Source organism: Salegentibacter tibetensis (assembly GCF_020164485.1).
Lineage (GTDB): Bacteria > Bacteroidota > Bacteroidia > Flavobacteriales > Flavobacteriaceae > Salegentibacter > Salegentibacter tibetensis.
Window position 1 is genome coordinate 23,270 of the sequence record NZ_JAIQZA010000019.1, and the last position, 12,976, is coordinate 36,245.

13 protein-coding genes and 1 tRNA gene are annotated in these 12,976 nt (G+C 37.7%); 4 read left to right on the top strand and 10 right to left on the bottom strand.

Annotation, left to right across the window (positions count from 1 at the left end; genetic code table 11):
* Positions 1–49: 49 nt before the first annotated feature.
* Positions 50–298 carry a type II toxin-antitoxin system Phd/YefM family antitoxin gene (locus LB467_RS11050; protein WP_224474099.1) on the top strand — a complete coding sequence of 83 codons (249 nt, stop codon included), beginning with the start codon at positions 50–52 and terminating at the stop codon, positions 296–298.
* The gene (locus tag LB467_RS11055) at positions 298–558 is read left to right on the top strand and encodes a Txe/YoeB family addiction module toxin (RefSeq protein WP_224474100.1); all 261 of its coding nucleotides are present in this window, start codon (positions 298–300) and stop codon (positions 556–558) included. Before LB467_RS11050 ends, LB467_RS11055 begins: the two co-directional genes overlap by 1 nt.
* Before the next feature lie 6 nt (positions 559–564).
* Here the strand turns inward: LB467_RS11055 and LB467_RS11060 are convergent, their stop codons facing one another.
* Both LB467_RS11060 and LB467_RS11065 read right to left on the bottom strand, forming a co-directional pair.
* Positions 565–1,323: a UDP-2,3-diacylglucosamine diphosphatase gene (locus LB467_RS11060; RefSeq protein ID WP_224474101.1), complete on the bottom strand. Its 759-nt coding sequence runs from the start codon at positions 1,321–1,323 to the stop codon at positions 565–567.
* A gap of 119 nt (positions 1,324–1,442) precedes the next feature.
* Complete coding sequence (locus LB467_RS11065) at positions 1,443–1,904, bottom strand: 6-pyruvoyl trahydropterin synthase family protein (RefSeq protein ID WP_224474102.1); 462 nt, start codon at positions 1,902–1,904, stop codon at positions 1,443–1,445.
* A 101-nt stretch (positions 1,905–2,005) separates the two neighbouring features.
* Between LB467_RS11065 and LB467_RS11070 the strand changes: the two genes are divergently transcribed.
* Entirely contained in the window at positions 2,006–2,662 is a 657-nt protein-coding gene (locus tag LB467_RS11070; protein WP_224474103.1) for a 2OG-Fe(II) oxygenase, read from the top strand.
* Between the two features lie 110 nt (positions 2,663–2,772).
* On the opposite strand, the gene LB467_RS11075 is transcribed toward LB467_RS11070, so the two are convergent.
* The 4 genes from LB467_RS11075 to LB467_RS11090 all read right to left on the bottom strand — a co-directional run bounded on the left by LB467_RS11075 (position 2,773) and on the right by LB467_RS11090 (position 6,184).
* Positions 2,773–2,961, bottom strand: a complete 189-nt coding sequence (locus tag LB467_RS11075) for a hypothetical protein (protein ID WP_224474104.1) — start codon at positions 2,959–2,961, stop codon at positions 2,773–2,775.
* Between the two features lie 286 nt (positions 2,962–3,247).
* Positions 3,248–4,015: an enoyl-CoA hydratase/isomerase family protein gene (locus LB467_RS11080; RefSeq protein WP_224474105.1), complete on the bottom strand. Its 768-nt coding sequence runs from the start codon at positions 4,013–4,015 to the stop codon at positions 3,248–3,250.
* Between the two features lie 240 nt (positions 4,016–4,255).
* Positions 4,256–5,584 carry an MATE family efflux transporter gene (locus LB467_RS11085; RefSeq protein WP_224474106.1) on the bottom strand — a complete coding sequence of 443 codons (1,329 nt, stop codon included), beginning with the start codon at positions 5,582–5,584 and terminating at the stop codon, positions 4,256–4,258.
* Positions 5,585–5,662: 78 nt separating this feature from the next.
* Positions 5,663–6,184 (bottom strand): GNAT family N-acetyltransferase, encoded by a 522-nt coding sequence (locus tag LB467_RS11090; protein WP_224474107.1) that lies wholly within the window; start codon positions 6,182–6,184, stop codon positions 5,663–5,665.
* A gap of 71 nt (positions 6,185–6,255) precedes the next feature.
* Between LB467_RS11090 and LB467_RS11095 the strand changes: the two genes are divergently transcribed.
* Positions 6,256–6,329: transfer RNA gene (locus LB467_RS11095), tRNA-Ala, on the top strand.
* 128 nt (positions 6,330–6,457) lie between these two features.
* Here the strand turns inward: LB467_RS11095 and LB467_RS11100 are convergent.
* The 4 genes from LB467_RS11100 to kbl all read right to left on the bottom strand — a co-directional run bounded on the left by LB467_RS11100 (position 6,458) and on the right by kbl (position 12,970).
* Positions 6,458–7,399 carry an alpha/beta hydrolase family protein gene (locus tag LB467_RS11100; RefSeq protein ID WP_224474108.1) on the bottom strand — a complete coding sequence of 314 codons (942 nt, stop codon included), beginning with the start codon at positions 7,397–7,399 and terminating at the stop codon, positions 6,458–6,460.
* On the bottom strand, positions 7,368–10,103 hold the full coding sequence (locus tag LB467_RS11105; RefSeq protein WP_224474109.1) for a PD-(D/E)XK nuclease family protein: 2,736 nt from the start codon (positions 10,101–10,103) through the stop codon (positions 7,368–7,370). The genes LB467_RS11100 and LB467_RS11105 overlap by 32 nt, the downstream gene beginning before the upstream one ends.
* Before the next feature lie 62 nt (positions 10,104–10,165).
* Complete coding sequence (locus LB467_RS11110) at positions 10,166–11,581, bottom strand: OmpA family protein (protein WP_224474110.1); 1,416 nt, start codon at positions 11,579–11,581, stop codon at positions 10,166–10,168.
* Between the two features lie 195 nt (positions 11,582–11,776).
* Positions 11,777–12,970: a glycine C-acetyltransferase gene (gene kbl / locus LB467_RS11115; RefSeq protein WP_224474111.1), complete on the bottom strand. Its 1,194-nt coding sequence runs from the start codon at positions 12,968–12,970 to the stop codon at positions 11,777–11,779.
* Between the last annotated feature and the right edge of the window lie 6 nt (positions 12,971–12,976).

Genomic DNA, 12,976 nt, shown 5'->3' on the forward strand with positions numbered 1-12,976 from the left:
AATCAAGATTAAAAGTACTTATTTAAGTACTCCTGTGTATTTTTGTAGAATGGAAACAGTAAATTATAGCAATTTTCGGTCAAATCTTAAATATTGGTTTGATAAAGTAATAAATGATGTAAGTGATGTGATCATTAAGCGTAAAGGAGGTAAGGATCTTGTTTTAATATCATTGGACGAATATAATTCGCTTAAAGAAACTACTTATTTGTTAAGTGGGAATAATAGGGATGTTTTGTTGAAATCTATTCAGGAATTGGAAGCCGGATCTGTTGTCCACAAAGATATTGTTGAATAATGCGATTGGTTTGGTCTTTAACTTCGTGGGAAGATTATTTGTATTGGCAAAAAGTAGATAAAAAGATTCTTAAACGAATTAATACACTGATTAAAAGTTGTCTTAGAACTCCACAAGAAGGTATTGGTAAACCTGAAGCTTTAAAAGGAGATTTGCAGGGCTATTGGTCTAGACGTATCACCTCGGAACATCGGCTGGTTTATAAGTTTGAAAAAGATCAATTAATGATAGCTGCTTGTCGCTATCACTATAGAAAATAAAATTATTTATTTTTCCAATTTCTTCAAAACAGTCTTTTTACCATCAAAAACTGCATACGTATAAAAATTGATCCAGTCGCCGGTATTAATGTAAGTAGATTTTCCGTTTAGATCGATTTCTAAAGGCAAATGGCGATGGCCAAAGAGAAAATAATCGTAGTGTTTTTCCTCTAATTTGCGACGGCAATATTGAATAAGCCATTCCTTTCCTTCGCCTAAAAATTCCTGCTCTTCGTCTCCCGAAATTGCTTTGTTTTTTACCGAAAAATACTGCGCTAATGGAATTCCCAGATCGGGGTGCAACCAACGATAAAGCCATTTTGAAAACGGATTGGTAAACACTTTTTTCATCCGTTTATAGCCGTGGTCCCCGGGACCCAGGCCGTCGCCGTGGCCCACAAGAAAGCTTTTGTTATTAAATTGAAATTCTTTCGGCTTATGAAATACCGGGATATTGAGTTCTTTTTCAAAATAATCCTGCATCCACAAATCGTGGTTCCCGACGAAAAAATAAACCGGGATGCCACTATCTTTAATTTCTGCTAATTTTCCTAAAACCCTTACAAAACCTTTCGGTACAGCGTGTTTATATTCAAACCAAAAATCGAATAAATCACCTAAAAGGAAGATAGCAGCAGCGTCTTTCTTAATTTCATCCAACCATTTCACAAACCTTAATTCCCGTGGTCTACTTTCTTCCTGTGTAGGTGCACCCAGGTGATTATCGCTGGAAAAATAGACTTTTTTGCCTTGTAGGATGGTCATAGATTATTATTCTAAGCTGTAAATATAAATATTTTAATAAAAGACCTCACAGGTTCTTGAAACCTGTGAGGTCTACGTGTTTTAACCCTTTCGTCTTAATCTTCTTATCAATCCCGATGTTATTGGGATAGGGTCTGATCGCTGGCATACCACTCCGCAAAACTGGATTCTGTTTCCTGAAGTTTTAACGAGTGAAGTTTTATATGATCTGGTAGGTGTTTCTGGATTTTATCAGCAAAATCAACTACCATATTTTCGCTTGTTGGTTGGTATTCAACCAGGATAACATGGTGCCCGCGATTTTTTAATTCTTCAGCAAGTTCTACGTGCGGGGTGTTTTTATTAAAAACCGTTGCGTGGTCAAACTGGTCTACAATTTCAGATTTAACGATCTTTTTAAGATCCCCAAAATCTATGACCATCCCAAACTTTACATTATCTTTATCGGTAATAGGTTCTCCAATTACGCAAACACTTAGTTTGTAGCTGTGGCCGTGTACATTTCGGCATTTGCCGTCGTAGCCATAAAGGGCGTGTCCGGTTTCAAAAGAAAACTTTTTGGTAATCCTAATCTTGCTCATCGCAGGTTATTTTTTGCAAAGTTAAGGGTTTTTTAGCGTTATATTTTTTGACGCCACATTTAACTTTCTGAAGTATATTTGTAGACTTTTTTATTTTGAAAATGGAAGCACAAAACACCACCGAACTTTTTGACCAACTGGATTTTAAAGAGAATCCGTTTTACGAAAGTATTATTACCGATCTGGTAGAAAATCAATATAGTATTGTAGATGACTTTTTTAATGCTGAAGAAGTTTCCTTGCTACGGAATTCCTTAAAGTCGAAGTTTGAAGAAGCCCAGTTCAAGAAAGCAGCAATTGGTAATAAAACCAACGAAATTGTTGCAAAATCTATTCGGGGAGATTTTATCCTGTGGCTTAATGAAGCTGAATTCGGTGAGGCTGAGAGCCTGTTTTTCAGCAAAATTAATTTGCTCGTAGCTTACCTGAACAAAACCTGTTTCCTCGGAATTTTAACCAAAGAATTTCACTACGCTCTTTATCCTGAAGGTACTTTCTATCAACGACATTTAGATACGTTTCAAAATGATGGTCGGCGTAAACTTTCTATGGTTTGTTATTTAAATGAAGAAGACTGGAAGCCGGAAAATGGCGGGGAACTGGTAATTTATTCCGAAGAAAACGGGGTTGAGGTTTCTAAAGCTATTTACCCTATGCCTGGTCGCGTGGTAATTTTTGAAAGTCAGGTGCTGGAACATGAGGTGAAACCGGTAAAAACAGCCCGGTTAAGTATTACCGGTTGGTTAAAAACCAGGTAACTATTTGAAGTATTTCTTATACAGAACCACTACAATTAGAACGATGGCTAAAATGAGCCAGAACCCCATTCCGCTAAGGAAACTTAAAAACTCCCAGGTATCTTCTCCCATTAGTTCATACGGTTTTTCTGCTGTCTTCTTCTCCAGTTATAACGGGCATAAAAGAAAATTGCAAGAATTAATAAAATCCCAAGCAGATAAAGCCAGTTATCGGCAATAAAATCCCAAATGGTAAAACCCCATTCCTGTTCCCGGGTAGCAGGTCTGTCTTTTGGTAAATGCTGTTGTGGTAAACTCATAATTTGGTTTCTAAGGTTGAAATTAAGCTTTTATGCCTAAGAAATATGTTATAGGGATGCTAATTTCCCAATAACAGAAACCCACAACAAGTTTGAAATATCAAAAACAGGGGTCTATTTTTTATCTTGGCGCTCGTTATTTCTGATTCTTTTACGAAGAAAAAAACCAAAAAGACCGGCAATTATTAGAAAACCAAGAAGTTAAAAAAGAAGGTTATTACCTATAGAATATCCAAGGCCATGTGCCTTCTCACCCGTTTTGTCAAAATAAATGTAGAAACATTTTTTATTTTTTATATTTATTTAAAGCCTTTTTAGTAAAATCGGAAAGTACTAATTCCCCGGAAATAGCAGCTCTTTCGGCTAGTAATTTGTCCCAGTTATCGGTGTTTTTCCAAAGCATTTGTTTCATTTCATAAAGGGCTTCGGGATTATAGGAAGCTAGTTTTTGGGTAAAAATTGTAACTTCCTTATCCAAATCCTTTAAACTTTCAAAAACACGTGCATAAAGTCCTTTATCTTTAGCCCAGTAAGCATTTTTCCATTCGTGGGCTGCCAGGCTTAATTCCCCAAGTGCACCCATGCCAATTTTACGCTCTACGGCCGGGGCAATCACAAATGGGCCAATCCCTATACTAATTTCTGAAAGTTTAACTGCAGCAGCATCAGTAGCCATGGCGTAATCGCAAGCTGCAACCAGCCCAACGCCACCTCCAACGGTTTTACCCTGGATGCGTCCCACAATGAGTTTTTTACATTTTCGCATCGCATTTAATACTTTGGCAAAACCGGAGAAAAATAATTTTCCCTCCTGCATGGTTTCAATCGCCACCAGCTCGTCAAAAGAAGCACCGGCACAAAAGGCTTTTTCTCCTTCAGATTTTAATAAAATCACCTTTACGCTGTCGTCTTCAGATAATTTCTGGAACTCTTTCTCTAGCCGATCCAACAATTCTGAAGGAAAAGAATTACTGGCCGGATGGCCAAATTCCAGGTGTGCGATTCCGTTTTCAATATTGGTGTATAAACTTCCGTTTTCTCGTGTGGTTGCCATAAAATAGAATTTCAGTTAGCTGAATAACCAAATTTAGAAAGATTAGTGTTGATATAATCTTTTTTGGTTTAATAATTTAGAATTCAATTTTAAACCTGTCGCTTAAAGTTTACAGTAGGCAGTTGCAGTTTGCAGTAAATAAATAGTTGATTTGTTTTAGAAAAGAATTGAAGTTTCAATTTTAGACCAGAAACCCAACTGCCAACTGCCAACTGAGCCTGCACGCTGCGCACTGAACTATCAGACTTCTTTTTGCAAATATTTCCTTCGGAATTTGATCACTAAACCGGCGCTGCGAATAAGCATCCACACGAAAAATGCGATCCAAATTCCATAAAGTTTTAATCCGAAATAATCTGAAATTAATAGAGCAGGAGTGAAGCCCAGAAAAGTAGCTACGAGTAGTAAGTTCCGAAGGTATTTTGCCTCGCCCAGGCCTTTAAAAATACCGTCGAACATAAACGCGATAGCATTTACAGGCTGCATTAATAAAACGATCCAAAACACCGAAGAAAATATAGCCAGGACCGTCACGTCTTTATTAAAAACTAAACCGATTTGGTTGTAAAAAAGTCCGCAAATAGCCATTAGCATAAACGCGATTAAAACTGCGTATTTGCTTATTTTTTTACTGAGTTCCCACAGATTCTTATAATCACGAGAACCGAGTAATTTACCGCCAATCGCATTGCCGGCGTTAGCATAACCATCTATAAAAAAGCTGAAAAAGAGCCAAATATTCATCAAAATACTTTGCGCTGCGATATAGTTTTTCCCGTAATCTGTGGCGTAAGCATTGGCGAGGTAGATTGCGAAATTGAGGGCGGCCGTCCTAACAAAAAGGTTGGCGGCCATAAGTAAAAGTCCTTTTAACCGCGGATTAATAGTAAAACTTAATTTTAAATGAAAAGGGGTCTTTTTAAAGAAAAACCATAGCGCCATAATCAGCATCGTAGCCTGCGCTGCCAGGCTGGCATAAGCAGCACCTTTAAGGTGCATCGCAGGAATAAGTCCGTCGATGCCGTAAACCAGTAGAAAATCCAGGGCTACATTTATCCCGGCACCGGCAAGGCTGCATTTCATTGCCCAAAGCGTATTTTGTAATCCGCGAAATACACCAAAAATCGCAAAAGTCACCAAAGTTAACGGATAGCCTAAAGCGCGAATTTGATAATATTCCTCAGAATATTGTAAAATCAAACCTTCAGCATTATAGGCACTAAAGATTGCCTCAGCAAAAAAAGCAGTAGTAGCATAAATCACCAGGCTAAAAGCAAAATTGAAATAAATTGCCTGGGGAATAAGGGTTTTTACCGCGTGAAGCCGATTTGCGCCCAAATGTTGTGAAACAATCGCCGAAATGGCGGTTTTGGTTTGCGCAACAATCCAAATTATTGCCGAAAGAAATGAACCAACAATTCCCGCTGCGGCCAGGGCCTCTACCGAGTTTTCCTGTACATTCCCTATCACCGCAATATCGGTTAGGGAGATAAGCGGTTCGGCTATTCCCGCGATAATCGCGGGAATGGCAATGCGGTTTATATTTTTAAAACTAACGGAAGATTCCAAAAGTGGTTTTTTCAGCAGCAAATATAGAATGCTTTATTTTAAAGCCTTATCTACAGGTTTAAATTCTTAGGAATTTCCTCAATTTTTGTCTTCAGATTTAAACATTGGTTTTTCGTAACAATGAAACGGATATTCATTTTTATGTGGAAAATAGACATTTCCAAGTTTCTTGTATCCACGGGCTTCATAAAACTTTTGATTCCGAAGATTCTTACTGAAAGTATCCAGCCTTATAGAAGTGAAATTTTGATTTCTAGCGAATTTTTCGGCAAAATCCATCATTTTTCTGGCGTAACCCTTTCCCCAGAAATTGGGGTGCGTTGCCAGCCTGTGAACATATAAATTGTTGCCGGTTTTGGTTATCCAGGTGATATCGCGGTACACCGCATCCATTTTTTGGGTAAGTACGATAATGGCAATAATGCGATTTTCTATTTCGTAAACGAATAAGTTATCCTCTTGAATATCATTTTTAAGCTTTTCCCGGGAAGGATAATGCTCGTTCCATTGAAAAATATTTTGTTCCTGAAGTGCTTCAGCACAGGCTTCAGTAAGTTTTTTGATTTCGTTGAGGTCTTTTAAGGTTGCTTTTCTAATCATTTTTATTCAGAATAATAAATAAAAGTTCTGTGTTGAAATTTACAGAAAATTATTACATTTGCCTTCCAATTGGGGGATTAGCTCAGCTGGCTAGAGCGTTTGGCTGGCAGCCAAAAGGTCATCGGTTCGACTCCGATATTCTCCACAAAACCACCGTTTTTCGCGGTGGTTTTTTTGTTTCTGAGTTTCTCATCTTAGAATTATAAATAACAAAAAAACTGCCCCAAACCTTAATTTAAGACAGTTTTTAATAAAATAATACTTTTAAAAAGCTTACGAATCTGCTTCGTCGCTATCTATATATTCATCCTTTAGATCCTGTACTTTAGCATCGAGAAAGGTAGCAGTTCTGTTGAGTACATGCTGAAATTCTTTGGTTAATTCGTCCTTATTCCACGGGTGGGAAATACCAAAAACGTGATCGGCATTTTCAACTAAGAGCAGTTTTGATATTGGGCTCCACTCGAACAAATTCCCGGCATCTGCAATAGAAACGGTGGTGTCATTACTTCCGTGCGCAATAAAATGCGGAATATCGAGCTTTTTGGTTGACTTCTGAATATTCAAGCGCTCTTTGTTCTCTTTAAAATTCTTGTAGAACTGATAATGATGCGGCAATTGCTGCCCAGTCCTGGTATTTTTTATATACTGTACACCTTTTTTCTCCCAGGCTTCCAGTTCTTTTTCCTTAGGAAAACGCGAAGCAAAATCGCTTACTGCGGCAAGGGTAATTAGTTTATTGATCCTTTCTTCTTCAGCGGCCTTTATAATGGCAATTCCGCCGCCACGGGAATGCCCAATTAGGTTGATGCTCTTCACATCAATTTGTTGCGCTTCGTTAAAATCGGGTGTTAGAACCCAATCTATAACTGTTTGTAAATCGTCAAGCTCTTTAATGTAATTGTTATCACCAAAAGCTTCGATATTCAAGAACTCAGTAGGACTTTCAGGAGAGGTCCCGTTATGCGAAAAATTAAATTTAACAAAGAAATAGCCCTTTTCAGCATAAAATTCTCCCATTTTATCCCAGGCGCCCCAGTCCTTAAAACCTTTATAGCCGTGGCAAAAAATTACGATTGGCTTAGGCTTTTTATCGTCGTTAAAAATTAGATCTATAAGGATGGGTTTATTGTGTTTTCCATCAATCTGGAGGTTGGTTCTTTTAGTAATTTCCATAGGTATTTTATATTTCTTTTTCTGTAAAGGGAATTTCATGATCGCAAATTTCGAGAATTAGTTTCTTTAATTCTATCTCAAATGCATCTAGAATCTCCTTAGTTATAGCAGTTTCTTTATTTCTTGTCCTTGGTTTATCTTTCTTGCCGAATTTTAAAAATCCGCCTTTTAAATTTTTAAATGAAATGATGCCCGCTTCAACCGGTAAATCCAATGAATTTTGATCTTGCATCATCTTTGTATATGCTAAAACCTGAAAACTTTTGCTGTATTTATCGTAATCTGAAGTGAGGTCTTCCCATTCTACAATTTCAATTTTATCCTGGGTTACCTTTCCAGTTTTATAATCAATAATCCTGGTGGTACCGTTGGTATTTTCTACGCGGTCCACTTTTCCGCGCATAAATATCGGAAAATCAAGATTCTCTATCCTAATTTCAGATTTTAAAGTTTTCTCAATTTTTAGGATTTTGATCTCTTCGGTCTTAAGTCGTTCTAATTCCAGATTTAAAAAATTGAGAAGGTAGCGTTTAGCCACTTCGTAAATTAAGAGGTTTTTACCTTGGTTTACCGGTCCGTTCATATAAGACTTTTTAAACTGAAGGGTAATCTCTTCTTGAATTTTAGATTTAAAAGCCTGAATATCTTCCGCAGTAAGTAGTTTATCCTCGAGGGGCTTGTAGAAATTTTCAAGGCTATCGTGCACCACCGTGCCCAGTGTGTTGTAAGCAACAGTTTCTTCTACTTCTTCCCGGTCACGAATACCTAAAACGTACTGCCTGTAAAAATCTAAGGGATTTCTAATGTAGGAAGTGAGGGCAGAAGGGGAGAAGCCAGAAGCAGCGAGAGATTTTAATTTTTCCATAATCTCCGGTGTTTTTTTAACTTCCCGAAGTTCATTTTTAATCGCAGGAACTTTTGGACTCACCATGGCGTGAGTGAGTTGATGTGCCGGTTGTTTCTCGATTTCTAATTGGGTGAGAAACCTGCTTTTTTCACCTGAATTTAATCCATTGGTTTCTGTATTATAAAGCAAATGTACGTTTTGCGCTCGTTGCAATAAGCGGTAAAAATGATAAGTGTAAACCGCATCTTTTTCCTTGTAGGTAGGCAGTTTGTAGGTTTGCTTTAAATCGAAAGGAATAAACGAACTCCCCGATTTTCCTGAAGGTAAAACGCCTTCATTCACCGAGCATATAATAACATTTTTAAAATCTAAAGCACGTGACTCCAGCATTCCCATTAGCTGCAAACCTTTAAATGGCCGTCCCTGAAAATCCAAACTTTGGGTACTTATGATTTCTTTATAAAACTGGTAAAGCGATTTAACCGATTTTAAATGGGGATAGGCGTCGTTTAAGTTCTCCAGTTTATTGAACAGCACATGAAATTGATACAAAAACTCAAGGCCCAGCTTATTTTGACCGTTTTTATAATGTTTTTTCACCTGGTTAATTATTTGCTGAAAAGCTTCAAGGGCTTTAATGGGGGTATTGTTCCAGCTTTTAAAACAGGCTTGGATTAAAGGTCTTGCTTCTGTGGAAAATGAATTTATTATTTCCTTTTCAGAAAGATTGACCATGTTTTTTGATTGGATTTCTTCAATAAAAACCTCGGTTTCCAGGTTTAATATTTCATTTAAAGCAGGATGGTTTATTACCGAAATCACATCTTTGTAATAGTGAGCTGAAGCGGTATTTTGATGTATTTGGAACAGCTTGTCAAACAGAGAAGCTATAGGCGCATTTTTAAGTGGAAAACCCATCGTGATGTTCAAATCCTGTACATTGTGAGGTAAACTGTTCAGCACCGGGAGCAAAAGGTCTTCTTCCCCTAAAACAACCGCGGTTTCCTGAAGCGTTTCTTCATCTAAATTTGCCAGTAATTCCCCTAAATATTTTGCCTGCCCAACATTTTTGGGAATCCCGGTAAGCTGAATATTCTTTGGTTTGCCATATTCATTTACATTTAGTTTTGCCTGTTTTTCACGATAAACCGGCCAGGCTTTTAAATATTGGTTTATAAAGAGTGAAGCATCGTGCTGCCCGTCTTTTACAAACACATTATCTAGATCCCAATAGATCTCTGCACGATCGTTTTCCAATAAATGCTGCACGATTTGTTGCTCGGCTGTATTAAGGGCATTAAAACCTATGAAAATATGTTTAGCGTTATTCTTTTCGATGTATCCAGTAATATTTTCTGATGCTTTTCTGTAAATGAGTCCCTGGTAGCCGGTATTTTTTGAAAATAATTCCTTTTTTAAAGCTTCATAAAAGGCGGGTAGGCTATTCCAAAAGGATAAATAATTATTTATGAGTTCGGTTTTGGGTTCCTGAATTGACCAGTGCTTTAAGTCCTGTACATTTGCCAGGTAATTAAAAAAACTTTTGTAGTCTATTAAGTAGCGGTCTATTTCGTTAAAATCGTGAATTAAGCTTTGCGCCCAGGCCGTAAAAGTTTCAAAATCTTCCTGCTCTTCTATGGGCGTAATTCCTTTATAGACGTTATAAAATTCAAAAAGAGTAAGCGTATTATCTACTGTTTTGGTTTCAGAAATAACTTCCGTGAACTCTTCAATGCTATAAACTTTAGGCGCGAAAATGTGATTTTCGCTTAACGCAGAAAGTTCTTTTAAAAGAAAACTTCCCGCACGCTTGCTGGGAAGAATAAAGATAATTTCTGAAATATTTTCTCTGGAAGAAATGAGTTCTCTAAGAACTCCTGAAATAAAAGATACCATAGGCTAAAAATAAAAAACGCCCCGGAAACCGGAGCGTTTTTCTAGATTTATTATCTAACTAATTACTGATTATCGCTAGAACCTTTCATTTCTTTGTCTTTATCCAAAGAAATCTCAACCCTACGGTTGTCTTGTCTTCCAGCTGCAGTGTTGTTAGTTGCAATTGGTCTTTCTTCACCATAACCTTCAGAAGTCAATCTGCTGCTTGGGATACCATTCTCTTCCAACCATGCTTTTACTGAAGCAGCACGTTCACGAGATAATTTCTCGTTGTATTCTGCACTACCGGTACTATCGGTATGACCTTCAATGTGGAAGATTGTGTTTGAATATTCGTTCATTATTTCAGCGATAGACTGAAGAGCTTCTTCTGAATCTGTTCTAATAGTTGCTTTGTTCAAGTCGAACAATACAGTTTTAGAATATTCGTTTAATTCAGAAATAACTTCTACGTCTGGCTCTGGACATCCATTGTTAGCGGCAGTTCCAGGAACATCTGGACATTCGTCGTCTTTATCTAAAACACCATCACCATCACGATCTTCGTAAGGACATCCGTTGTTTTCAACTGGTCCGGCTTCTTCTGGACAATCATCTTTATGATCTGGAACCCCGTCACCATCGGTATCAGGACATCCATTAAATTCAGCAAGTCCGGCTACTTCTGGACACTCATCTTCAGGATCTGGGATACCATCACCATCAGTATCAGGACATCCATCAAATTCAGCTAGACCGGCAACATCTGGACAGGCATCTAAATGATCTGGGATACCATCACCGTCAGAATCTGGGCATCCGTTAAATTCTGGTAATCCAGGAATTTCAGGACATTCATCATCTTTATCGTAAATACCATCACCATCAGAGTCAACTCCACCAAACATAAATTTCACACCGGCAGAGTGTTGAAAGTGAGTACCATTATCTATTTCGAAAACGTGCTTATACATAGATTCAACTGTAAAAGCAACGTGGTCTGAAAACCAAAAATTTAAACCAAATTTACCGTTTAGGGTAGGGGTGTCTAAATTAGAAATATCTTCACTACCCTGATCTCCAATCCAGGTATAACCACCACCTACACCTACATAAGGATCTATCCAACCTTCGTTAAGTAGTGCTCGTAAACTATAGTCAAATGTACCGTCTAGGGCATAATAAGTAAGGTCGTTAATAGCTCTATCTCCAAATTTATCTATTTGGTTAACAGAACCTCCAATTTCAAATACAAGACCAGACCCAATATATCTACCTAGGGTCAATTTAGAAAAAGAAGGAATAATATTCCAGTGGTCTCCAGTATTGAAAAAATCTTCGAAAGTTCCACCTAAGGGAGCATCTCCACCGGTAGGGTAAAAATCTACCACGTTGGTCTTAACTCCTATAGACCAAGGATTGTTAGCATCCTGTGCAGTTACCGAAGTAATGCCCAGAACCAACATTGTAGCGAATAAAATTTTGCTAAGATGTTTCATATTTAATAGTTTAGTTTTAAGTGTTAATTGTTAACAAAAGTAGACTGTTAAAGCTTATTGGCAAAGCATAAAATAATAAAGTTTTCTTAATAAACCCTTGAATAATGCCGTTTTAGAGAGCTTTTTAAGAATTGTAAGCCTTTGTTTTTGCTAAATTTTCAATACAAATGTTCTATATTTTAACAGTATCAAAACTTAAATTACTTCTAGCTCTTTTCCAACTTTAATAAATGCAGATATTGCATTGTCTAAATGTTCTTGCTCGTGAGCTGCAGACAGTTGTACTCTTATTCTGGCCTTTTCTTTTGGCACCACAGGATAAAAGAATCCAATTACATAAATGCCTTCTTCCAATAGCCTTTCTGCCATTTTTTGGGAAAGTTTGGCATCATAGAGCATTACCGGAACAATTGCAGATTCTCCATCAATAATATCAAAACCAGCATCTTTAATTCCTTTCTTAAAATATTCGGTGTTGCTTTTTAGTTTTTCTCTTAGGCTATTATCGTTTTTAAGCATATCAAATACCTTAATCGAGGCACCAACAATGGAAGGAGCAAGGGAATTTGAAAATAAATAGGGTCTTGAGCGTTGTCTTAGCAACTCTATAATTTCCTTTTTAGCCGTGGTATAGCCGCCCATAGCACCACCAAGTGCTTTTCCTAGCGTTCCTGTGATGATATCTACGCGATCCATAACCCCTTTTTCTTCCAGGGTTCCAATACCTTTTTCGCCAATAAACCCGGTTGCGTGGCATTCATCTATCATTACCAATGCATCATATTTATCGGCCAGGTCACAAATTTTGTCCAGGGGAGCTACAAGCCCGTCCATGGAGAAAACACCATCGGTTACGATAAGTTTAAATCTGGCTCCTTTTTCGTTAGCATCCTGAAGTTGTTTTTCCAAATCGGCCATATCGCCGTTTTGGTACCGATATCTCGCCGCCTTACATAAACGCACCCCATCAATAATAGAGGCGTGGTTTAGGGAATCTGAAATTATCGCATCTTCCTTAGTTAAAAGCGGTTCAAAAATTCCGCCATTGGCGTCAAAACACGCAGCGTATAGAATAGTATCTTCTGTTCCGTAGAAATCGGCAATTTTTTGTTCCAGTTCTTTATGGATATCCTGGGTTCCGCAAATAAACCTAACGCTAGACATTCCAAATCCGTGGGTGTCCATAGTATCTTTTGCCGCCTGAATAACTTCCGGATGGGAGGAAAGCCCTAAATAATTATTGGCGCAGAAATTAATCACTTCCTGCCCTGTAGAAATTTTGATTACCGCATCCTGAGGTCCGGTAATTATGCGTTCTTTTTTAAAAAGCCCGTCTTCTTCAATTTGTTTCAGTTCCTTTTGTAAATGGTCTTTTATCTTTCCGTACATAATTTT

What these genes read in the sequence shown, in the direction of transcription:
- LB467_RS11075 (WP_224474104.1), bottom strand. Translation starts at nt 2,961, where the DNA reads ATGAGTTTACCACAACAGCATTTACCAAAAGACAGACCTGCTACCCGG.
- LB467_RS11070 (WP_224474103.1), top strand. Translation starts at nt 2,006, where the DNA reads ATGGAAGCACAAAACACCACCGAACTTTTTGACCAACTGGATTTTAAA.
- LB467_RS11050 (WP_224474099.1), top strand. Translation starts at nt 50, where the DNA reads ATGGAAACAGTAAATTATAGCAATTTTCGGTCAAATCTTAAATATTGG.
- LB467_RS11055 (WP_224474100.1), top strand. Translation starts at nt 298, where the DNA reads ATGCGATTGGTTTGGTCTTTAACTTCGTGGGAAGATTATTTGTATTGG.
- LB467_RS11080 (WP_224474105.1), bottom strand. Translation starts at nt 4,015, where the DNA reads ATGGCAACCACACGAGAAAACGGAAGTTTATACACCAATATTGAAAAC.
- LB467_RS11105 (WP_224474109.1), bottom strand. Translation starts at nt 10,103, where the DNA reads ATGGTATCTTTTATTTCAGGAGTTCTTAGAGAACTCATTTCTTCCAGA.
- kbl (WP_224474111.1), bottom strand. Translation starts at nt 12,970, where the DNA reads ATGTACGGAAAGATAAAAGACCATTTACAAAAGGAACTGAAACAAATT.
- LB467_RS11100 (WP_224474108.1), bottom strand. Translation starts at nt 7,399, where the DNA reads ATGAAATTCCCTTTACAGAAAAAGAAATATAAAATACCTATGGAAATT.
- LB467_RS11065 (WP_224474102.1), bottom strand. Translation starts at nt 1,904, where the DNA reads ATGAGCAAGATTAGGATTACCAAAAAGTTTTCTTTTGAAACCGGACAC.
- LB467_RS11060 (WP_224474101.1), bottom strand. Translation starts at nt 1,323, where the DNA reads ATGACCATCCTACAAGGCAAAAAAGTCTATTTTTCCAGCGATAATCAC.
- LB467_RS11090 (WP_224474107.1), bottom strand. Translation starts at nt 6,184, where the DNA reads ATGATTAGAAAAGCAACCTTAAAAGACCTCAACGAAATCAAAAAACTT.
- LB467_RS11110 (WP_224474110.1), bottom strand. Translation starts at nt 11,581, where the DNA reads ATGAAACATCTTAGCAAAATTTTATTCGCTACAATGTTGGTTCTGGGC.